Annotated in this window: 14 protein-coding genes; 8 read left to right on the plus strand and 6 right to left on the minus strand. The window is 48.6% G+C overall.

Features of this window, described 5'->3' with window-relative positions; translation table 11 throughout:
* Positions 1–91 precede the first annotated feature (91 nt).
* The gene (locus tag E5358_RS01575; RefSeq protein WP_277821121.1) at positions 92–1,498 is read right to left on the minus strand and encodes a C1 family peptidase; all 1,407 of its coding nucleotides are present in this window, start codon (positions 1,496–1,498) and stop codon (positions 92–94) included.
* A gap of 969 nt (positions 1,499–2,467) precedes the next feature.
* Here E5358_RS01575 and E5358_RS01580 point away from each other — a divergent pair.
* Both E5358_RS01580 and E5358_RS01585 read left to right on the plus strand, forming a co-directional pair.
* Positions 2,468–3,016: a hypothetical protein gene (locus E5358_RS01580; RefSeq protein ID WP_135938617.1), complete on the plus strand. Its 549-nt coding sequence runs from the start codon at positions 2,468–2,470 to the stop codon at positions 3,014–3,016.
* A gap of 45 nt (positions 3,017–3,061) precedes the next feature.
* A complete protein-coding gene (locus tag E5358_RS01585) occupies positions 3,062–4,411 on the plus strand; it encodes an MATE family efflux transporter (RefSeq protein WP_135938618.1) in 1,350 nt (449 codons plus the stop codon).
* A gap of 86 nt (positions 4,412–4,497) precedes the next feature.
* On the opposite strand, the gene E5358_RS01590 is transcribed toward E5358_RS01585, so the two are convergent.
* Positions 4,498–5,397 (minus strand): diaminopimelate dehydrogenase, encoded by a 900-nt coding sequence (locus E5358_RS01590; RefSeq protein ID WP_135938619.1) that lies wholly within the window; start codon positions 5,395–5,397, stop codon positions 4,498–4,500.
* 252 nt (positions 5,398–5,649) lie between these two features.
* On the opposite strand from E5358_RS01590, the gene ruvA reads away from it, so the two are divergent.
* The 6 genes from ruvA to E5358_RS01620 all read left to right on the plus strand — a co-directional run bounded on the left by ruvA (position 5,650) and on the right by E5358_RS01620 (position 17,207).
* Complete coding sequence (ruvA, locus tag E5358_RS01595) at positions 5,650–6,288, plus strand: Holliday junction branch migration protein RuvA (protein WP_135938620.1); 639 nt, start codon at positions 5,650–5,652, stop codon at positions 6,286–6,288.
* A 77-nt stretch (positions 6,289–6,365) separates the two neighbouring features.
* On the plus strand, positions 6,366–13,934 hold the full coding sequence (gene sov / locus E5358_RS01600; RefSeq protein WP_479682763.1) for a T9SS outer membrane translocon Sov/SprA: 7,569 nt from the start codon (positions 6,366–6,368) through the stop codon (positions 13,932–13,934).
* A 159-nt stretch (positions 13,935–14,093) separates the two neighbouring features.
* Positions 14,094–15,374, plus strand: coding sequence for a D-alanyl-D-alanine carboxypeptidase/D-alanyl-D-alanine endopeptidase (gene dacB, locus E5358_RS01605; protein ID WP_135938621.1), 1,281 nt, complete (start codon positions 14,094–14,096; stop codon positions 15,372–15,374).
* A 170-nt stretch (positions 15,375–15,544) separates the two neighbouring features.
* Complete coding sequence (locus tag E5358_RS01610; protein WP_135938622.1) at positions 15,545–15,811, plus strand: hypothetical protein; 267 nt, start codon at positions 15,545–15,547, stop codon at positions 15,809–15,811.
* A 10-nt stretch (positions 15,812–15,821) separates the two neighbouring features.
* Positions 15,822–15,968: an HNH endonuclease gene (locus tag E5358_RS15520; RefSeq protein ID WP_135938623.1), complete on the plus strand. Its 147-nt coding sequence runs from the start codon at positions 15,822–15,824 to the stop codon at positions 15,966–15,968.
* Positions 15,969–16,169: 201 nt separating this feature from the next.
* Positions 16,170–17,207: an HpaII family restriction endonuclease gene (locus tag E5358_RS01620; protein WP_135938624.1), complete on the plus strand. Its 1,038-nt coding sequence runs from the start codon at positions 16,170–16,172 to the stop codon at positions 17,205–17,207.
* A gap of 140 nt (positions 17,208–17,347) precedes the next feature.
* Here E5358_RS01620 and E5358_RS01625 read toward each other — a convergent pair whose 3' ends face one another.
* The 4 genes from E5358_RS01625 to E5358_RS01640 form a co-directional block, all read right to left on the minus strand.
* Complete coding sequence (locus E5358_RS01625) at positions 17,348–17,806, minus strand: hypothetical protein (RefSeq protein ID WP_135938625.1); 459 nt, start codon at positions 17,804–17,806, stop codon at positions 17,348–17,350.
* A 122-nt stretch (positions 17,807–17,928) separates the two neighbouring features.
* Complete coding sequence (locus E5358_RS01630) at positions 17,929–19,347, minus strand: glycoside hydrolase family 88/105 protein (RefSeq protein WP_135938626.1); 1,419 nt, start codon at positions 19,345–19,347, stop codon at positions 17,929–17,931.
* A gap of 29 nt (positions 19,348–19,376) precedes the next feature.
* Positions 19,377–22,673: an exo-rhamnogalacturonan lyase family protein gene (locus E5358_RS01635; RefSeq protein WP_277821122.1), complete on the minus strand. Its 3,297-nt coding sequence runs from the start codon at positions 22,671–22,673 to the stop codon at positions 19,377–19,379.
* Positions 22,674–22,689: 16 nt separating this feature from the next.
* Positions 22,690–23,976 carry an L-cysteine desulfidase family protein gene (locus E5358_RS01640; RefSeq protein WP_135938627.1) on the minus strand — a complete coding sequence of 429 codons (1,287 nt, stop codon included), beginning with the start codon at positions 23,974–23,976 and terminating at the stop codon, positions 22,690–22,692.
* Positions 23,977–24,059: the final 83 nt, after the last annotated feature.

Here is a 24,059-nt window from a genome sequence, read left to right on the forward strand (position 1 = left end):
TTGCTTTTCTTGTTTTTTCGTGTTATAAGCAACTGTCGGACAGTTATTTTATGCTGAACGGCAGTTGCTTAATATGCTGTTCTTCCCTGACTTATTTGTCAGAGAACAGTGCGTCGTCATACTTCAGCATGACCGGTTTCCGGGCATACTCCTTCATGAGTTCCTTGGAAGCGTACTTCACAGGCACAACAAGGCGGAACATATACTCCTTGAACCAATCGGCAGTCATGACGAGACAGCCTTTCTGTCCATGGTCTGAGCCCCATGAGTTCTCCACTTTCCATGCCGTAGGCTGTCCTTTTGCGTCAAGATTCACGGCAGAGAGGGTCATGGCGTGTGTCGAACCGCTGTCGTGTGTGCTGATGCGCTCCGCCTTGTTCATGCTGAAATCGGTCTGGAAAAGGCTTGCATAGTCGAAGTTTTCAAGCGAAGCGAAACCGCGCTTTGAGTCGAGGAACTTGCCAACGTCGTAGGAAGAGTACATCTTCTGACCGCCCTGAAGAGCCTTTATGGCAAGGGCTTCCACCTCTTCCATAGGCAGATTGAGGTAACGCCAGTTGGTTCCGTCGTAAGTGTGGCGGTCATATTCTATTTCGTAGACCTGATGATAAGGGTGGCGAGGGTCGTTCATGACCATGAGGTAGCCGTCATTCAGTGTCTTCAACGCTCCCACTTCCTCGGCGAAAGACAGCGGAGTGTAGGTCTTCTCCTCGCCCACCGGCTTGCCGTCCTTGTCATGATGACAGTAGGCGAACTCTGTAGGAGGCACGCCATAAGCCATTGTCAGCATACGGTAGACGGTCTTCAGCATCTCCGTCTTCTCCTTTTTCACTGCTGCAGGCTTCTTGCCGTCGGCAACCATCTTGCGCAATTTCAGTCCGTACTCGCGGAGCTTGCTTGCCACAAGGCGGTCGATGCGTGATGTGCTCTCGGCGGAATATGTCTCCGGCATGACCTCCATAGGCACAAGACCGTATTTTTTCACGAGGTCGACGACACCGCAGAATGTTCCGCCGTCGCTTATAGGATGACTGAAAAAGAAGTCCACCTCTTGGTCGGTCATAGGTTTCTTGGCTGTGTCTATCACTCCCTGAAGCATAAGGTTGGCCTTCTCCAACTGGTCATAGACAAAGAGATAACCCTGGGAGAACTCCACCACACGACCCAATGTGTCGGCAACGGCAAAGTCGGAGCGGAGGACATTGAAGCCGGAGAACATCCAGCAACGTCCCGAACTCTTCTGGTTGTGGATGGACTGCTTGGCTGTCTCCACGGAGAAACGTGACGGTACAGCCCTCAGCTGTGCCTCACCTTTCGCCAACTGGTCGATAGGGTTCATGCGGATTGCTGTAGTCAAAGCCTTCTGTGCAGGCGAATCAACACCTGAGCGGGTTGTTATGTCCTTTATCTGGGCAGCGTCAAGGCCGCCGTTTGCTGTCTGTGCAGACGCCATAACTGTAGTGAGTGCCATGGCACACAATATCATTCTTGTTTTCATACGCGCGTGTATCTTTTTTATTATAAATGCAAAATTACTATAAATATTTGACTTAAACACGAAACTTATACAATAATTAACTAAAGTTCTCTCTTGCACCACTATTCAGCAGACAAGACTTCATCTGCCGTACATGTCCGATACGGCTGCGGAAAGAGCTGTTTTCATGCTGCATGGCAGTATGGGAAAGCAAGTGTTTTTTATGCATGAGTTTTCCAATGTTCTATTTATCATAATCGGAAAACCAAAGGTCAAAATGGCATTTCAATAGCATTTTCAATGCTGTTTCTGGCGGTTTCCAGCAAAAAAATCCACCTTTCACGGTGAAAAAGACAACTTTTTGCCTTGCTAAAGGTTACGCTCTGCCCTGCAAATGGCAACCTTTCGCATTTCAAAAGGTAACCGTTTGTCTTGTTTTTGTCATCTTTCTGCACACTAAAACACACAACACCCTGATTGCTAAGCGGTTAACAAACACACAAACTCCATGCGTTTTTCACAGAAATCCGTCATCTTTTTCTTTTTACGCGATTCTCATGAGGCAAAACAGGCATGAGTTTTCTAATTTTCCGGCAAACACAAACAAGCAATCAAAAGTTAGTCCACAAAATTAAACGACATTATTTTCAATCGTGATGTATGAGTTTATCTTTCGCCTTCTCTGCTTGTCCTTTTTGGTGAAAACCATAGGTTTCATCGGTCATGCAGCCCGCTACACTCCCTCTTCAACCTACGATTTTCCCTCAAAAACAACAGCGCAGATAATGCAAATTAATTTTGTGGACTAACTTAACAAAGGACATCGCCAGCAAGCACTATCGCAGAAACAAATCTTCCACGACAATGGATTTTTGTTAATTAATGCCTATTATCCTGAATCTTTCACAAAAGCGCAAACGAGAAACTTTGGTCTTCGCAAAATAAGTCGTACCTTTGTAATAAATTTCAACACCTCTAAAAGAAAATCCTATGACATGCACGATTCTGACAGCTATGCTTCTCGCGTCCACATTGTATGCGGAGGCAAGGCAGGAAATGCAGTGCGACAGCATTCCACAAGAGCAAGGCACTGCAATCAAAGGAGTGATTGCCAATCAGTTGACGCACGTCCCACTGCGTGGAGCATGCATTTCCCTAAGCAACGGCAAGACCATAACCACATCATGGGACGGCAAATACTGCATCACGGACACAGCGTTCGCAACGGCAAGCATAACGAAAAACGGTTTCCTCACACGCCATCTGCGGTGCGATGAGTTCACGGACACTCTGTTCCTCCTGCCCTCCTCCCGCACCATCGCGGAGGTGACAGTATGGGGAAAGCGCGGCAACCATGCCAATCTCTTCACTCCTATGTCAAAAACCGACGCCGAACTGGCAGAGATAGGCGGCAATATGGGAAGCAACATCCTTGGTTTGCTGCTATTTGCAGCCGAGAAACTGAAGATTCTCCCTGACTTCGGGAAGAAGAGAAGGATGTGGGAGGAGAAGCAGCGCATGATAATCGATAACTATTGACGGCAGGCAAAGGCTGCATTAAAAACTAAGAAAACAACAAACAACATGAACAATAACAGAGACTCTTTAGACTTCTCGAAAGAACCGGTGGGGAGACTTTTCCGCAAGATGTTTCTCCCTACTCTTGTCGGAATGATTTCCATGGTGGTGCTGAACATCACTGACGGTGCTTTTGTCGGTCATGGCGTGGGCAGTGATGCATTGGCAGCGGTGAGCATTGTGGCACCGTTGTACCTGATTGTCAGCGGTCTCGGACTGATGTTCGGCATAGGCGGCAGTGTGGTGGCAAGCATTCATCTTGCTAAAGGAAACATAAAGGCTGCCAACATAAACCTCACCCAAAGCGTCCTCGCAAGTGTCATTGTCGGCGTTGTTCTCGGGGCATTTGTCTTCACTTTCCAGAAGGAGACCTGCCTGTTCTTCGGCTGTTCGGAAGCACTGCTGCCACTTGCCTGCTCCTACATCAAGTGGGTGGCACTGCTCACTCCGTTCAACATGTTCGGCATGACAGGCATGTTCATGGTGCGACTTGACGGCAATCCGAAGTTTGCCATGGGCGTGAACTGCTTCATAGCGACACTGAACATCGTGCTGGACTACCTGCTTATCTTCCCATTGCAAATGGGACTTGAAGGTGCGGCGATAGCCACCATGTCGGCATTCGCCACCGGCAGCATACCATTGTTGTGGTTTCTGCTGAAAAAGACAAAGACCGTGCATTTCCGCAGACTGAAAACAAGCCGCACAAGTATGGAACTGACCGCGCGAAACCTCGGCTACCAGATGAAAATAGGTGCCTCGGGACTACTCGGAGAACTGGCTTTGGCATCAACCATAATCGTCGGGAACTATGTCTTTATCCACTATCTCGGCGAAGATGGTGTGGCAGCGTTCTCCGTAGGCTGCTACTGCCTGCCTATAGTCTTCATGGTCGGCAACGCCATTGTGCAGAGTGTGCAGCCGATAATCAGCTTTGCACACGGCATGAACGACAGCGAACGGCTTGCCGGAGCACGGCGCATAGCCTTCGGGACAGCAGTTGCCACCGGCATCGTCGGCATGCTTTTCATGTGGATTGGAGCAAGCCTGATAGCGATGACCTTCATGGAACCCGGATGCCATGCATACGAGCTGTGCCGTGACGGACTGCCCTACTACTCTCCGGCGTTCCTGTTCATTGCCATAAACGTTGTGATGACGGGTTACTTGCAAAGCATCGAGGAGGCACGGAAAGCCATGGTTTTCACCGTATTGCGAGGATTCGTATTTTGCATTCCATGCTTTATCCTCCTCCCGATGGCAGTGGGAAGCAACGGTGCGTGGCTTGCCTTGCCACTCGCAGAGGCAATGACGACGGCGGTGATACTTATGACTGCAAAGAGAAAGGCTGAATAACTACATCAAGCACACATACGATTCAGGGCACGTGACGACATCGGTCACGTGCCCTGAACTGTATGTGTGCCATTGATAAAACTGTCTTATACAAGATGTCCGATAAGGTTCTCGCGGTCGCCCGGCAGATAGTCGATCACCGGAATCTCAATCATTGTGTAGCATCCCGGCTGCTGACGCATGGAGGCACGTGCCGAATTGACAAGCACCTGTGCAGTGAGCGCAGGATTATTGATTTTCATGTTGAACTCAAACAGCTGATTATGAGTCTTTCCTGAGACACCCTTGCGTGTCAGGTTGACACCGTGACCGACATCATTGAGTGCGTCCACACTCTCCACTTGAAAGACATGGGTCTCGTCATTGACGAAGTATGGGTCACTCTTTATGGCTTTCACCACCTCGTCAAATACAGCACCGTCCTCCAGTTCCACATAAACCATACGGCGGTGAATGCCTTCACCGACAGGGATTGTCATGGACAGAGCGTCCTTTACACCTGCCTTTGAACGCACGCAAACGGAGTGTCCCATGGAGCGTCCCGGTCCGAAATTTGTGTAGGAAAGACCTTTCGGCGCGAGAGACTCCATCAATGTGCGCACAACAGAGTCGGAACCCGGATCCCATCCGGCAGCTATGACGCTGACAGTGCCTGTCTCCTTGTTGACCTTGTCAAGCGAACGGCGGTACTCGACGATAGAGCTGTGGATGTCGAAAGAGTCCACAGTGTTGATGCCGAGTGGCAGAATCTGCTTCGCATATTCCTCACAAGAGCGTGTAGGAGTGGCGAGGATTGCCACATCAACGTCACCAAGTTCCTTGATGTCCTTCACGACCTTGTAGTCGGAAATCTCCTTCGGGCAGTTCTCCGCACCACTGCGGCGCACGATACCTGCTATCTCAAAATCCTCTGCCGCCTCAAGAGCCTCAACCGTGAAGCGACCTATGTTGCCGTAACCAACTACGGCTGCTCTGATTTTTCCCATATTATTTTCTTTGTTTTAATAGTTATTCTTGAGTGTTTTTTACCTGAAACATCACTGTTCCGCTTGCTTTATGTAAGGCTTTTAATGTTTTCGGATGCAAAATTAGCAATAATTCTCGTGAATCGTTACTATTTGTCCGTTTTCTTTATTCGGGTAATATTATTTAACACAAATATCAGCCTGCAAGGCAATAAACGCACCTCTCGTGCGTTATTATTTTTGTACACACGTAAATATTTATAAAAACTCACCATGATTGAATACATAAAAGGAGAACTCACCGAACTTACTCCCGCCATGGCTGTGATAGAAGCCGGAGGCGTGGGTTACGGACTGTGCATAACCCTGAACACATACACATCACTGCAAGGGACAAAGAAAAATGACGGCAATGCGACAAAGCTTTATGTTCATGAGCAGCTTGTGACGGGAGGAAGGGATGACTCCTTCACTCTCTATGGCTTCTCGACAAAGCAGGAAAGGGAGCTCTACCGCCTGCTCATCACCGTCAACGGCGTGGGAGGAAACACTGCACGCATGATTCTCTCTGCCACAACACCGGCGGACTTGTGCAACACCATAGCAAGCGGTAACGAGAAAATGCTGAAGACAGTGAAAGGCATCGGACCAAAGGCCGCACAAAGGATAATCCTTGAACTCAGGGACAAGATTGTCTCACTCGGAATAACAGGCGAACTGCATGCCAGCGCCGGTACCGACGGTGCTGCGGAGACTGTCAATTCCGACATCCGTGACGAGGCTGTTGCCGCACTCTCTGCCCTCGGTTTCTCCCCTGCACCGTCGGCAAAGGCTGTCACGGCAATCCTCAAGGAAGCTCCTGACACTCCTGTGCAGGATGTAATCAAAGCAGCACTGAAGATGATAAAGTAAGTGAGCGACATCACTTCCTCATTGACTGCATAAAGAACAACCTTGTAAGCTCACTTACATAAAAAAGCGATTCAGGCTTGAACAAACTGAGAAATATTGCCACATGGATTCTTGTCAGTGCATTTGCTGTGCTGACAGGCTATGCCATGACCATGCCGCAGGCGGTAAGGCAACAGAAAAAAGATAACGCCAACAAAGAGAAAAAGGACTCGCTGACAACAAAACTTGACGAGATTCTCGTAATCGACACCGAGGACATACCGGACTCTTTGCTTAACCCGAGATGGAAAATCCAAAGGACAATTCCCGCAACATTTGAGGACCTTAAACAAGGTTCGGCAGACTTGAAGCGACCGGAGAACCTCGAACAGAAAATCGAGTATAACGATTCCATCGACCGTTACATCATCGGCTACAAAATGGGCGGCACATATCTTGACGCCCCGATTATGCTCACTCTTGATGAATATCTGGACTATATAGGCAAGAAACAGCGTGCACAGTACTATCGGAATAAGAACACTGAGACTTTCGAGAAGAAGGGCAAGGAGAAATTCGACTTCACTGACATGCACTTTGACCTCGGACCGGCGGAGAAAATCTTCGGTCCGGGAGGAGTCCGGGTTACTACAAAGGGAACAGCAGAACTCCGGTTCGGTGCGACAGTAAAGAAGATTGACAACCCTTCACTTCCTATCCGTAACCGCAAAACGACATCCATAGACTTCGACGAGAAGATAAATATCAACGTGACGGGTAAGGTTGGCGACAAGGTGAACATGGGACTCAGCTACAACACTGACGCGACTTTCAACTTCGACCAACAGAACATCAAACTGAAATATGAAGGCAAGGAGGATGAGATAATCAAGCTCGTGGAAGCGGGCAATGTATCCTTCCCGTCCAATTCCTCACTCGTACAGGGCGCATCCTCACTCTTCGGCATACGTACTGACATGCAGTTCGGCAAGCTGAAGCTGCAGACCGTGCTGTCACAGAAGAAGTCAAACTCGTCAAGCGTTAACTCCAAAGGCGGTGTGCAGCTGACTCCGTTTGAGATTGATGTGGCAAATTATGAGGAGAACCGCCACTTCTTCCTTTCCAATTTCTTCCGTGCGCAGTACGACAAAGGCATGGCGTCACTTCCGAACATTACCACCGGAGTGAAGATAAACCGTGTGGAGATTTGGGTGACCAACAAGTCCGGCGCGACATCCAACACCCGTAATGTCGTTGCACTGACAGACCTCGGTGAGGCTCAGAAGATAAGCAACAGCCTCTGGGGTGGCGACAAAGGCAACGATGTGCCTTCAAGCAACTCCGCAAACTCTGAGTATGCCACCATGGTCAGCACTCTGCAGGCGGCACGTGACATAGACCTGACATCATCGACTCTTGACGGCTACAGTCTTGTGGGTGGCGCTGACTATGAGAAAATAGAGCGCGCACGCCAGCTGTCGTCCTCAGAATACACTGTAAACCAATATCTCGGATATGTCTCTCTGAAGACTACCCTGCAGACAGACCAGGTGCTTGCCGTGGCATACGAATACACTTACGGCGGACAGACATACCAAGTGGGCGAGTTTGCGGCAGACCAGCCGGACAATTCCAAGGCTCTTTTCGTCAAGTCCCTTAAGAATACGGCAAACAATCCGCAGCAGGGCAACTGGCCGCTGATGATGAAGAACGTCTATTACCTTGCGTCAAGCGTGGAGAAAACAAAGTTCCGCCTTGATGTGAAGTTCCAGTCTGACTCGGCTGGTGTCTACCTCAACTACATCCCAGAGCAGCAGGTGAAAGGCACGCCATTGGTGAAACTCCTCGGTGCTGACCGCCTTGACAATAACAACAAGGCACACTCCAATGGCTACTTCGACTTTGTTGAAGGCTATACCGTGAGCAACGGCCGTGTGTTCTTCCCTAAAGTAGAGCCTTTCGGAAGCTATCTCCGTGAGACACTCAGGAACGCAGGTGTGCGGAATCCTGAGAGATACGCTTATACAGAGCTTTACGACTCCACGAAAACCATTGCCAAGCAGATTGCCGAGAAGAACAAGTACATTCTTACCGGACAGTTCAAAGGCACTTCATCCAACGTCATCTCACTCGGGGCTTACAATGTTCCGCGTGGCTCTGTCATTGTCACGGCAGGCGGTGTGGTGCTTACCGAAGGCTCGGATTACTCCGTCGACTACGCTGCAGGTGAGGTGACAATCCTCAACCAGAGCATCATCGATGCCGGAACGAACATCAATGTCTCATTGGAAAGTGACACTGACTATGGTCAACAGAGAAAGACAATGGTCGGACTGAACTGGGAATACAATTTCTCCAAGGACTTCCAGATGTCGGGAACGTTCCAGCATCTCTCCGAACAGGCACTGACAACAAAGGTGACCATGGGCTCTGAGCCATTGAAGAACACTATGTGGGGCGTCAATCTGAATTGGAAGAAGGAGTCACAATGGCTGACAAACATCCTTGACAAACTGCCTTTCCTGCATCTCACAGCACCTTCATCCATACAAATCTCGGCAGAATTCGCACAACTCATTGCCGGAACTGCCAGCGGAACGCAGGACAACGCATCATATCTTGACGACTTTGAGAATGCCACCAACAAGATTGATGTGTCCACTCCGACATCATGGACACTGTCAAGTGTGCCGTCAATGTTTGAGGAACAGAAGGACAAGAGCACTCTGCGAAGCGGCTTCAACCGCTCACGCCTTGCATGGTACAACATCGACCCTCTCTTCACACGACAGGGCTCGTCACTCACACCGGGACATATCAAGGGCGACTTGGACCAGCTTTCCAACCATTATGTACGTGAGGTGTATGTCAGCGAGCTATTCCCTAACCGCGACCAAAGCACATACAACGGCGCAACAAGCACCCTTTCAATACTCAACCTAGCATACTATCCTGACGAGCGTGGTCCATATAACTTCACTACAGCCCTCAACGACAAGGGCAGACTGACCATGCCTAAGCGCAGTTGGGGTGGTATGATGAGGAAACTTGACACATCGGACTTTGAGACTGCCAACGTGGAGTATATCGAATTCTGGATGCTTGACCCGTTCATCACCTCTCCAAACGGTTACGCTGACACACAAGGAATGGGAGGAGACATGTATTTCAACCTCGGCGAAGTCAGCGAGGACATTCTCCGTGACGGCAAGAAATTCTATGAGAGCGGTATGCCTACCGACGGTTCACAGGCTTTCACTACCACACAATGGGGTAAGATACCGACACAGGCAGCCGTGACTTACGCCTTCTCCACAGCTCCGGGAACACGCCACCTGCAGGATGTGGGCTATAACGGACTGACGGATGAGGAGGAGCGTTCTTTTGAAGGTTACCGCACATTCCTTGACTTTGTCAATACGACATATAGCGGAAACGACTCTGTCTACAACGCAATCATGAACGACCCTGCTGCCGACAACTATCAGTATTTCCGCAGCACCGAGTTTGACAACAGGCAGACACCTATCCTTGAACGCTACAAACGGATAAACAACCCACAAGGAAACTCTCCTGACTCTGACCAAAGGACAGAGGCTTACGACACATCCTACAAGACAACGCCTGATGTCGAGGACATCAATCAGGACTTCACACTCAACGAATACGAGAAATACTACCAGTACCACATCTCGCTGCGCCCTGAGGATATGCAGGTGGGCAAGAACTACATTGTCGACAAGCGTGTGGCTCAGCCACCACTCAGGAACAACTCGGACAGAGAGCAGGTAACATGGTACCAGTTCCGCATTCCTCTGCGCGAATACGAGAGCAAAGTGGGATCTATCTCGGACTTCACATCCATACGTTTCATGCGCATGTTCCTCACCAATTTCGAGAAACCTGTCATCGTACGCCTCGGCACACTCGACCTTGTCCGTGGCGAATGGCGAATCTATGAGCAGAGCCTTGAGAGTTCAGCATCAACAGGTACACTCTCGGTAAGTGCTGTAAACATCGAGGAAAACAACGACAAGACTCCTGTCAACTATGTCCTGCCACCGGGAATCTCCCGTGTGGTAGACCCTTCACAGCCACAGCTGACAGAGAACAATGAGCAGGCTCTTGCCATGACTCTCACAAATCTGGCTCCGGGAGAGTCAAAATGTGTGTACAAAAACATGTCCCTTGACATGCGCTACTACAAGCATCTGCAGATGTTCAGCCACGCACACGCTTTCGAAGCTGCCCCTACAGCATTGGAAAACAACCAGCTTGCTCTCTTCGTGCGTGTCGGTTCGGACTACAAATCCAACTTCTACGAATACGAGATTCCACTGAAACTCACACCTGAGGGAAAATATTCCTCAGAACAACGCCGTGCCGTATGGCCAGAAGAGAACATGCTCGACATCGACCTCACCGTCTTCACAAGCCTGAAAAAAGAGCGTAACAGAACAGGCAGCGCATACAACAAAGTCTTTACGGCTTACGACCCAAACAACCCGAAGAACAAAGTTTCTATCATGGGCAACCCGACTCTCGGCGAAGTGAAGACCATGATTATCGGTGTGCGCAACCTTTCTTCGACAACCAAGTCGGGAGAAGTGTGGGTGAACGAACTGCGCCTCAAAGATACGGAGAACTCCGGAGGCTGGGCAGCACAGGGAAACATGAACCTGCAGCTGTCGGACCTCGGCACCGTCAATGTCAACGGCAAGCACACATCGGCAGGATTCGGCGGACTGGAGCAGGGCGTCACGCAGCGTTCCACTGACGATTTCACGACTTATTCCGTGACAGCAAACGTGGAGCTCGGCAAGTTCTTCCCTGACAAAGCTAAAGTTTCATTGCCTGTCTACTACAGCATGACAAAGGAAAAGACATCTCCGAAATACAACCCGCTGGACACAGACATGGAACTCAAGGAGGCTCTTGATGCCGAACCTGACAAGCACCGCCGGGACTCTATAGAGAGCATTGCCGTATCGAAAATAACAAACACAAATTTCTCTGTCTCCAACGCTCGCGTAGGCATATCGACCAAAGGACATCCTATGCCCTACGACCCGGCAAACTTCTCATTCTCCTACAGCCACTCGCACACTCACAAGCAGGGCGAGACGACAATCTACGAGAACGAGGACAACTGGCGTGGCTCAATGAACTATTCCTGGAGCCCTGTCTACAAGCCTATTGAGCCGTTCAAGAAGATAAAGTCAAAGTCAAAATACTACGACATCCTGAAGCGTTTCGGTCTGAACTGGCTGCCGCAGTCTGTCGCTTTCAACACGGAAATGACACGTTCCTACTACGAACTGCAGGAGCGTGACATGGAAGCCATGGGCGACTCACAACTGCCTCTGACCTTCAACTCGCAATTCCTGTGGAACCGTGATTTCTCATTGCGTTGGGATTTGACAAAAAACCTGCATTTCAACTTCCAGTCTGCTACACACGCAGAGATTGAAGAGCCGTACACTGCCGTGAACAAAGACCTCTATCCTGAACGCTATCAGGCATGGAAGGACTCCGTATGGACAAGCATCAGGCATTTCGGCACACCATTGGACTACAGCCAGAATGTCAGCGCGTCCTACCGCCTGCCTCTGAACATGATTCCTATCTTTGACTGGCTCACCGCCGACGGCAGCTATTCATCGACCTACAACTGGGTGCGAGGCACTGAACTTGAGGACGGCACATCGCTCGGAAACACCATAGCGATGAACCGCACATACTCCCTTAACGGCACTTTCGCCATGGAAAAACTGTACAACCACATTCCGTTCCTGAAGAAAACAAACGAAAGATTCAAACGTGCCCCTAAACGTGCCGCCACGAAACCTGCCAAAACAAAGATCACAAAGGGAAAGAACAACGGCAAAAACTCAAAGGATGCCAAGAACGACCCTAAGACGCAACTGCCGAAAAACAAGAACTCCGTTGAGAAAGAGCTTACGCTTTATCCCGACAGTCTCATAGAGTTCTCGCACGGAAAGAACTCAAAACGCCTCCTTGTCACCGCAAAGACAAAGGACGGAAAACTCGTGCCTGTCCGCTTCAAGAAGAAGGACAACAACAAGATTGCCGTCTCCCTGAAGGCTGATTCCGCAATGACAGTGAAACTCACGGTGATGAAACTCCCTGACCTTGACTCCGAGAAATGGTACCGCACGGCACAGTCCGTGGCTCGGTTCCTCATGATGGTGCGCAATGTCAGCTTCACTTACCGCAACACTTATTCCCTCTCTCTGCCGGGATTCATGAACTCTGTGGGTGACGCCTTCGGACAAAAGAAATGCGACGGACTGCTGTCACCGGGTCTGGACTTTGCCTTCGGACTTGTCGACGACGGCTACATCAATCATGCAAAGGAGCGCGGATGGCTCATGACAAACGACTCCATAGCCACTCCCGCTGCCACAAACAACACGGAGGACATACAGTTCCGTGCCACTCTCGAACCGTTCCGCGAGTTCAAGATTGACCTTAACGCAAGCCGCACGATGACACGGGCGAAGAGTGTGCAGTATATGTACCGCGGCAACCCTACCACACATTCCGGCACATTCACCATGACAACCATGTCCCTCGGCTCGGCTCTCGAGGGCAGCGGCAGTCAAAGCAACGGTTTCCGCTCAAAGACTTTCGAGAAGTTCTGCAACTCTCTCGAGGGTTTCCGCCAGCGTGTGGAAGCGCAGTACTCGGGCGCAAGGTACCCAGAGGGCACGGCTCTCGCCGGACAGCCTTTCGATGCTGCGAAATACGGTGGTGTCAGCCAATACAGTGCCGACGTGATGGTGCCGGCATTCCTAAACGCTTACACTTCCATGGGTGGCAATGACCTGAGCCCGTTCCCGTCATTGGCGAAACTGCTGCCTAACTGGACACTGCGCTACAGTGGTCTGGGACAACTCACATGGTTCCGCAACAAGTTCAAGAGCGTGAACATCAACCACGGCTACAAGAGCATCTATGCCGTAGGCTCTTACAGCAGTTTCTCCACATTCCAAGAGTTCATGAACGGACTGGGGTTCATCTCCGATGCCGTAACCTCTAATCCTATACCGAATTCGATGTACAACATCTCACAAGTAAGCATCAACGAGGCATTCTCCCCTCTCCTCGGCATTGACGTGACCCTGCACAATGGCATGACATTGAAGGGCGAATACCGAACCACACGTGTCATAAACCTCTCCATGACAAGTGTGCAAATCTCTGAGACAACCTCCAAGGACTGGGTGTTCGGTATGGGTTACAAGATTCAGGATTTCCGTCTGCTCGGCGGAACAAACCACCGCAAGGTCAAAGGCTCCGGAAAGAAGAGCTCCGGCAATGATGATGACAACAACAAGAACAAAAGCAACACAAAGAAGAACACACGACGCAACGGATTCAGCCATGACCTTAACCTGCGCCTTGACCTCAGTTTCAGGAAGCAGGCGGCCATCAACCGCGACATAGCTTCCATGGTCTCCACAGCGACAAGCGGCAACAACGCCTTCAAACTGTCGTTCTCTGCCGACTATGCCATGTCACGACTGATGACCATGAGTTTCTATTTCGACCGCCAAAGCAACACTCCGTTGCTGTCGAACAACTCTTACCCTACGACAACGCAGGACTTCGGTCTGTCACTGAAATTCTCACTGGCAAGATGATGCCTGCCGCATGACTTTCCGAAAGGTAACGCTTGACCAAACAAAAGGTAACACTTTGCATGGTGAAGTGTTACCTTTTACCACGCAAAGTGTTACCTTTCGTTTTAGTAATAATATTGAGCATAAAAACCAACCATAAAGTATCGTAAACAAATACCTATGAGACGATTTTTCATTCTGACACTCCTCCTTTTCAAAACAGCACTCTTCCTGCCCGTAACAGCCCAGGAAGCAACTGACTCCATAGCAGAAGACACCATCTCTCCCGACAGCATTTTGGCGTTCTCTGACAGCATCGCGACAGACACCTTACAGTGTGACTCAATCACACCAAAGACCATACAGCAACGCATCCATGAACTCCTTGACACGGATTTCTTCCGAAAGACCCAGGTCGGCATAATGGTCTACGACCTCACTGCTGACTCCCTCGTCTTCGCACATAACGAACGACAGCTGCTGCGCCCCGCCTCAACAATGAAAATTCTCACAGCCATCACCGCACTGGACTATCTTGAAGGCTCGTACCGTTACGCCACCTCACTGAAATATAACGACGGTGACATAACCGTTGCAGGCGGAATGGATCCGCGCTTCAACACTGACGACATGAACGCCTTCGTGGAAGCAATAGAAAAACTAAAGATTGACACCATCTACGGTGAACTGAAGGAGGACAGGACATTCAAGGATGACAAACTTCTTGGCGAAGGGTGGTGCTGGGATGACAAGAATCCGGTGCTCACACCATTGCCATGGAACCGCAAGGACAACTTCATAGAGGAACTACGGAAGAGACTTGATGACACACACACTATCATATTGCCTAAGGATTCCATACCCTTGGACTCGCTTGGCAACAGAATCGCCGTCGCGTCATCAGACATCAAGCCTGCCACACTTGTCACCCGCCACCACACTCTTGACCAAATCCTTGGCAAAATGATGAAGGATTCTGACAATTTATATGCAGAGACAATGCTCTATCAGATAGCGCACCGCCACGGCGGACGCAAGGCTTCCGCAAAGCATGCCTTCAGCGTGATGAAGCAACTGATAAAGAAAATAGGACTCAACCCGTCTGACTACCGCCTCGCAGACGGCTCCGGGCTCTCTTTATATAACTACCAGACAGCGGAACTCCAGACCCTCCTTCTCCGCTACGCCTACCGCGACTCCAACATCTACAGCCACCTCTACTCCTCCCTCCCTATCGCCGGCGTCGACGGAACACTCAAAGAGCGGATGAAACGTACAAAAGGGCGAAATAACGTCCACGCAAAAACAGGGACGCTCGCCGGCATCTCATCCCTCGCCGGCTATCTTACCACAGACAGCGGCAACACCCTCTGTTTCTCAATAATCAACCAAGGCATACGCCGCTCCGCACCCGCCAAAGCCTTCCAGGACAAGGTCTGCTCCCTACTGTGTGAGTATTGAGCGGCAATAAAATTCATACACTAAAATAAAAGCTGTGAAAAATTAGACTCGTAATGAAACTATAATAGCATTTAACCTCTATTGTAAGATTCCATTTAAGAACTGCAATAAGGCTCATCCCATGAATCAAATATGCCAATCTCCTAAGGCGTTCTCCAAGTGCATTAAACATGAAAATTGGTAATATCGGGCGATTAGACCCAGATTTAAGAACACAAGGAATAAGCGGATTAACCCATGGAGCAAAAATGGAAGAAGAGGTTTGGTCTGAATTTTATGGGAATCCTGAACGGCTTGCCTTTGAAAGTGAACAGCTACTTGCCGAGCTTACACTTCAAAATATGGATGAATATGCAGATATACAAACAGATGACTTGCCACAAGGAAAGGAACGAGAAGTACTTATTAAGCAAAGAGTGAACCAATCTTTTTTTTAGGGCTGCTGTAATGAGTTCATATAATTTTCATTGCTGCATATCAGGAGTAGCAATTCCTGAATTATTAGAGGCTTGTCATATTATAAATTGGTCAGATGACGCAACACAAAGAACGAACCCAAAGAATGGAATTTGTCTGAATTCGTTTTTTTCATAAAGCATACGATAGATACCTATTAGCAATTACACCAGATTTGAAAATAGAAATATCTGAAGAATTATTAGAAAATACGGAGAATAAAGCCTTCTTCACTTATCTTAAAGATTTGGATGGGAAGCAAATTGCAAAGCCTGACAGATTTCTACCACAAAAAGATTTTTTGGAAATACACTACTCTAAATATAAAAACAGATAGATATGATTGAATATGGAATAAACTTGTTAACCGTACTTTGGCAACGTAACAGGATTCAAGATTTGTTCTATCCCATCATAATGATTCTTCGTCAAGAAAAGGAAGGTCGCTTTACCTATGAGCGGCAAGATGCAGATGTTGTGATTCAAACTCCTGGAGGCGACGAATTATTAAGGATTCCGTCATCTGTGTTTCTGGTGGAAGCTGAGAAATTACTGCAAGTTATCAATGAACATAGCGGAGCTTTTGCAATTCCGCAAATTGAAAGTTTCATAAATAGCATCCGCTGTCATTCTTTGAAAGCGAAATCGGCAGACAAAACCGACATTAGAATCATTCTGCATGACCGCAGAACCAAAATGAACTCAGAAATGGGTTTCAGCATAAAGTCCCAATTGGGAGGAGATTCAACTCTGCTGAACGCAAGTAAAGCAACCAACTTTAATTTCAAAATAGAAGGTGGAGTATTTTCCGATGAAGATATTGCCGAAATCAATTCATTGAATCCCAAACGGAATAAAGTTATTGAAAGAGTGAATGCCATCAAACAGAAAGGTGGTAAATTGGTATTTGACAAAGTGGATAATAAGACATTCCGCAACAATCTCATCATGCTTGACGGAGATTTGCCATATTTAATTGCTCACTTACTTTTGGAACAACTCAACAGTGGTGTCTCGATGTTAAATGAATTATCCGAGATACTTACTGAAAATAACCCGTTGGATTATGACATAACACAAGCATCACCATTCTACGCATATAAAATAAAACATCTTTTGACTTCTGCGGCATTAGGCATGATGCCTGCTACCGCATGGAATGGCAAATTTGACGCAAACGGAGGTTATTTGGTTGTAAAGAACGATGGTGAAATTCTTTGCTATCATTTCTACGACCGAAATAGGTTCGAGGATTATCTCTTCTCCAACGCGTATTTAGAGCGTTCAAGCACTTCCCGCCATGAGTATGCGTCAATAGTAAAAGAAGACAATGGAACGTTATCGTTCAAACTTAATTTTCAGGTCAGATTAAAGTAATGCTATGGGATTAAAGATACACAGTCAAGAAATTGCACTTCCATCTTGACTGTATACTAAAAACCGCACATGAACCATACAAACTTTTTTTGTATGGTTCATGCGCGGTTCTGTATCCTCTTCAGATTTTCCCAACAATTCTATTGAGGGCTTAGTTTGCCTAAGTTCTTTGGTATTGAATTGCGTTCAAACGTGCTTTCAATATGTTTTTTAAGTTCTATATCATAATCCAAACGTTTCGGATGTTGAATCGCACCTCCTCCTTTAAATCCAAACCTTTTGAGAATTTCACCATTCAACCGACCATCATTATTATATTCTGCTATAAGTCTTAGTCGGTAGCATCGGTCATTTTTAACATTTTCTTTCTCGGTTTCTTTCCAATAATCAAGATCTTCTCTTTCTGTGTCTTCCGCTTCAACCTCCGCTTTAAACCGAATATATCCCTGTGACATATAGACATAAATTATATCGCCAACATGGAATCTGAAATTCTTTTCCATTTTCCAACTTACCAACCCAAGATGGTTGAAACTTTTGGCATGAGAACATCTTTTTGGTTGTGCACAAATTAACCAAGTTGATACAGTTCCTGTCATTGTTATTCGTTATTTATATATTAATACGTTATAATATTGAATAATTTAGCCCTACAAACCCAAACACTACATTACAATTGATGAGGTTTGTTATTTGCCGGACAGTGATAACAGATTCTTTTTCACTTTGACGCTTCCGGACTGTCAGCATGGAAGATAGGCTGTGTGGTCTTCTGCTCTGTCTGATAGAACTGGACGGCACTGTCGTTCATCTTCGGGTGCTGATGCTTCATCAGGTTAATCATCTCTGCACCTGCCCAAATGACAGGGCCATAGCCATGGGCGGCGTAAACATTCACCGGACGGTAATAATAGAATGCCGGATCAAATGCCATACCAGTACCCACGCAAGTATTCTCTACCTGTCCTTCGGAATTGATTTGTGTCGTGATGGCATTCCATCCGAGTTGCACAACAGGGCCGTAAGCCATGGCATCAATCCAGCCTTTGTTTATGGCATGCGCCATGCAATAAACATAAATGGCAGTGGCAGATGTTTCAAGATAAGAGTCGTTGCGGTCAAGTAACTGATGCCACAGACCTTCACCGCTTTGCAGAGCAGCCAGTCCGCGCACATGAGACTTAAAGAGGCTCATAATCTTGTCGCGCTGCGGATAGTCTTCTGGCAATACGTCAAGTACCTCGCACATTGTCAGCAGTGCCCAGCCATTGGCGCGTCCCCAATGGAAGGCGGGATGCTCTTTCATACCCTCAACCCATCCGTGACGGAAAAGATTCTTCTCAGGCACCCACATGCGCTCGGCAAACTGCAACACTTGGCGGACGGCTTCCGCCTGATATTTCTGTGCATCCTTGCCTGTTATCTTTGAATAGTAAACCACAGGAGGTATTCCCATGAACATATCGTCCAGCCAGAGAGTGTTCCAATGCGGACGGGTGCGGGCAAAAGTGCCGTCGGCAAGGCGATATTCCTTGTTCATGATAAAATCCATATAGTTCTCTATCAGGTCATTCAGTTTGAGGCTTTTGTCCTTTTGCGAAGCCTTAATCATGGCTGCACATACAGCACCGGCATCATCCAAGGCGGCAGGCTTCAGTATCTGGCGCATCTGCGGGTCTACTTTGCCCTCCTTCATAAGTTCCCTGAAATAAGGAGCCACTTCTGAAAGAAACTTGAAGCGGTCGGTGACATAGTTCATATAGGCAGCATCACCGGTGGCATCAACAGCGGCAAGCATGGCTGAGTAGGTCACACCCCATTCGTAGCTTGTCAAGCGGAATGCACCACGTTCAAGTTGAGAGTCCTTGTCTATCAGGCTGTAATCGGTAATTGCCTTGCCGGTTTTCCCGTTGATGACACGAGTCGGCGTGTTGGCTTCCAAGTAGTGCAGCACTCTGTCCATATCTTTTTTGATGCCTTCAATGGTCAGCGCACCGTAAGGCACTTTGTACGCAGGTTGCAGCAAGTGCAGAGGCGTGTTAGAGTCGTTCATTACTTCTTTTTTCTTCTTCTGGGCTTGCATCCCGGTTGAAGCAAGCAGCGCCAATGCGCCAATCAGGATAATTCTTTTCTGTTTCATTATTTTGTTTTTTCTGTTTATCTGGGTTATTAATCATTCATTGGGGCAACCTCCTGCAGATAGATAGCATCAAGACTCCATGTGGCAACTCCGTTGGTGCTGACACCGACAGATTCTTCTGCCGGAGCAGGAACATAAGGAGGCAAGATTGTTTTCACATCAAGAGGCTGAGGTTTGCCGTTCTCCTTGCGTTGCAGCAGAGCTTTCCATGCCTCTTCTGCCAAGGCTTTGTCCATTGTCCGGTAAGCGGCATAACCTGTAAGGCGCGAATTTCTGAACTTTGTCCGCTTGCGATAGTTCAAGGCATAGTCCAGCCAAGCGTCTCTCCATTCCGGCAGGTCAATCATGGCCATCATTTCGTTCATAACCTCAAAGCCTCCCATGATAGTGACAAGATGGTTTGTGTTCAGCAAGGTAGGGTCGCACTCGGTTGTAATGATACCGGTGGCGGGGTCGAATCCCAATGCTGCCGGACCTGTGACAATACGGTTAGGGAGTTTGCAAATACTCTTCATGCCTGCCATAATCTTGTCACGATAGAGATTGTTCTGCGTGCGTTCCCATTCGGTCATCCAGTTGCACGCATAAGAAATCCAATCCGGCCCTATGCGCAAACGTGCCGGAGCCGTGCATGGATAGAGTTCGCGAGGTTGTGCCAAGCGCATAGGGTCTAATGTGTAGAGCTTTTGATCTGCATCTTTTACCGCAGTCATCAAGTCACCACAACGCTCATCAGTGGTCAGGTAGTAGTAATAACGGTTCCAGGCAGCCTGACTGATACGTCCTTCCTTGGCTCCACATCCCCAATGGCTCACATTATGGCGGCTGCCCAATCCTGCATTAGGTCCGATGTGGTAGACATCCACTTCGCAAGTATGGCGTGTGATAGCCTCTGCCATTCGCCAAATGTCAGCCCGCCCGGTACGCAGGAAATTATACCAAATCCACATGTTGGATGCCAATTCGGTGTTATCCCACGCATACCCTCCGATGTCGTAACGCCAGGTGTGGCGCACCGGGTCGTAGTCGTGCATGACATCGCCATAATTCCAGAAGCCATACCATTTGTGTTGCTCTATGGCTTTTTGATAATAGCCGATGTACGCATCCAATCTGTCTTCCACGGCAGCACGGAAAGGTGTCGTGCGGTCGGGCAGACTCCACACTCCAAACGCACGTTGGGCATGGAGATATTCCGAGGTTGCCATAAGCATTCCCGGCTTGCACAACTCTTCCGCTTGGTGGGCGAATGCTTCTTTCCCATGATAGCCATCTTGGGCAATGAGCGTAAATGTAGAGGTACGCGCAATGCCGTAAGGAGTACTCATGCCTTCTTGTACATCCTCATAGCTGGCATTCAGGTCGTGAGCCACATTGTCATAGTGACGCAAATCCATCGGCTCTGCGTCAGGACTCCAAATCCATGCTGTGAGTTCTGCCACGTTGCCTTTTGCTCCATTTATCTCCAACGACGACGGATGAGATTGCCAGAAATCGTGCATCCTAACTCCAAGTCCTCCACTGATGTCGCCAACAAAAGCATAACCGTTGCTTCGTGTGCCTGAGAAAGTCCCAATCCAAGGATTGTTAGCGTTGGCACGCTTGCGTATGGTGAATGCGTCAGCATTTGACTGCGAAAGGCGGTAACCGTCCCATGATGCCCAGTTGTCTATCAGGTTTTGGTTTGTTTTGTCAAATGCCTCATACTCAGGAATGCGCTTTCCCTCCATCTGCTGTTGCTGAAGTAATCCTTGTTTAGCATTTTGCGGTTTCTCATCTGTCTTGCCTAATGTCAGCACACGCCTGCCCACCAATGGCAGCACAGGCTCGCTCCACACACCTCCGCCAGCGCATGAGAAAGCGACATGACGGTTGTAGAGAGCTTCACGCATAGGCACTTCAAAGCGTACGCCCAATGCTTGAATGAAGTCCTTGTTCTGGTCGCCGTCATAAACAAAGCTGTGCACCATTTTTATTTGTTCGCTTCCGGCATAGAAATAGAGACGCACGACAAAAGGAAGCCACTTGCGTCCGTCCTTGCTTTGGTGTACACCTTCAAGTTTGATGGTGGCGCGTACTTTTCCGCTCTGCTCAATGCTTGCCTTCTGAAGATGTCCTGTATAGTCTTGGAATGTCAGTTGCTTAGTACTTTCCGAGAGCGGTTCGCTCTGTGTACGGCACACCAGACGGGCATTGCCACCCACTTTTATTCCTCCTTTCAGAAGACTGTCAATCAGGTTTTCGCCTGACTTTGGGATGTATGCCGTGAGTTTTCCGGTATTGATGACAAAGCGATTGGACTCTTCTCGCACACTCATGCACGAACTGCTTTCCGTTTTTCTCTTTCTGCCGTCAACTTTCTGCAACGTAATGTTTTTTGCTCCGGCAGGAATAACGCTTGCCACCCCACTCCATTTTACAGAGCCATCAGGCCAATAGGCAAGCGGCCAAGTGTCTATGGCAATGGCATCCCCATTGGCATCTTTCAGTACCAAAGGGTCATTGGCACGCAAATAGCCTTTGGAGAAAGGCACACCGAAGCTGACAGGCTTTGCCGATTCCGGAGCATCGCCTATCCATTGCAAGGGAACTTGTGAGGCTTGCAGCGGTTCGCAGTGGTAGCGGAAATTGGTGATGCGTGTACGTGACAAAGTGGTGCGGAAGCCAAACCAACCCTCTGTCAATGGATTCGGGTCACGAAAGTCCACCAAGCGTTTTCCATCAATGTAGTAGCATACACGATTGTTCTCATTGGTAATCTTGATGTGATACCAATGGTTTGGTTTCAGCAGGTTCTCCTTGTCGGTATATTCCGTAAGGATGGCGGGGCGTTTGTCCTTATCGGTCACTCCGGCCTCATCACCGTCATATCGGCGGAAACGTGTCGTGGAGTTATGATTTCCGCCATAGCCAAGATAGTAGAGCTGCAATGTATAGCAATGTAGGAATATACCGCTGCGCCAATTAGCACGTTTCCACAGATTGTCAGGCGATTGCGGGTCGGACGCCATCCAGAAGCAGTTCAAGTCACTCAGGCGGTCGCCTTCCTTTTCCATCACCACACAGGCATCGTACTCAATGGTCACTTTACCACTCATCTTCTCTTTACGCCAGAGTGTCAGACCTTTAGGGGACAAGATTTCTGCTGTATCACCCATGAATGTCAACCGATAGTCGGGTGATTCCGATTCCACTCTCCAATACTTATTGAATTGTTTGGCATTCAACCCCGACACGGGCTGCTTCTGCTGTGCACAAACCTCTTGGCTGCCGCACAATGCGAGAACCAAGAGGCTGATGTAAAATGCAAATGTTTTGTTTTTCATATTTAGACAAGTAATTCTATCCTTTGTGCGTCATGATGTCAAGCACATAGCGGTCGGTGATGTCCATGCCACGGCTGCCGATAGCCGTAAGGTTGCGGATGCTATGGTCGACATCGTCATCAATGATTCCCTCGGCAGAAGTGACATGCTTGTTCTGTATGGCAAGCATAGCACTCATCACCGCAGTGCTCACACCTGTCGTCAGTTTCAGTGCACAACTTGGTTTAGCTCCGTCGCATATCATTCCCGTAAGGTTGGCAATCATGTTCTTCACAGAGAAGGAAATCTGCTCGTATGTTCCGCCCATAAGGTATGTCATACCACAACTGCTGCCGGTGCTTGCAACCACGCATCCACACAGTGCCGACAATGAACCAAGGTGCTGCTTTATGTAAATAGCCGTAAGATTGCTTATGATAAGTGCCCTTATCAGCTCTTCCTCCGTATTATGGTTTTCCTCGGCAAACACCACTACCGGCAAAGTGGTGCAGATGCCCTGATTGCCGCTGCCACTGTTACTCATAACCGGCACCATGGCTCCTGCCATACGCGCATCACAAGCACAGCTGGTGACGGAGAGAATCTTTGAGAAAATACTGTTACCCATGATGCCCTGCCCCAACGGACTGCACATTGTCTTGCCAAGCTGGTGACCATAGTTCTCATGCAGACCGCTTGCAGCAGCTGCCTCATTCAACCGCTTTGCCTCAAGGATAAAACGCAAGTCTTCCACATCGGTCTCCATCGCAAAATCATACACCTTTCTCAATGTGAGGTCAACCTCACAATCTCCGTCGTGATGAACCGCAGCACTGTCCTGCTGCAACAGCACCTCAGAGTCTTTGCGCAGGAAAACAAAGTCAGTGTGATGCGTCTTTATCCTTGCCTCCGCCTCATGACCGTCAGCATGACAAATGACATTGATAAAGAGTTTGTCCCGGTCTTCCTCCTCCAACTTTATCTCTATGCGATTTTCGGCAATATACTGCTTGCCTTCCTCCACCGCCTGCTTGTTGCTGTCGCGCAGCACCTCCAGGCCGAGTTCCGGTTTTCCCACCAGCGCACCAAGCGCAACGGCTATCGGCAGTCCTATCAACCCCGTTCCGGGAATGCCTACACCCATAGCGTTCTTTATCATGTTTGCGCTCAGTCTCAGCGCAATACGTTCCGGCTTTGTGCCAAGAATCTCCGTTGCGCGAGCCACACACAATGCAACAGCCATCGGTTCTGTACACCCTATGGCCGGCACCACCTGCTGCTTAATGAGGCTTATTATCGCTTCCTTTTCGTTTTTAGCAATCATAGTCGTTGGTTTTTAGTTTCCTATATGTCAGCAAAGTTACAAATAAAAAACGAGAAAACCACCCGCTTTTGACGGAATTTATC

This window comes from Palleniella muris, assembly GCF_004792655.1.
Lineage (GTDB): Bacteria > Bacteroidota > Bacteroidia > Bacteroidales > Bacteroidaceae > Prevotella > Prevotella muris_A.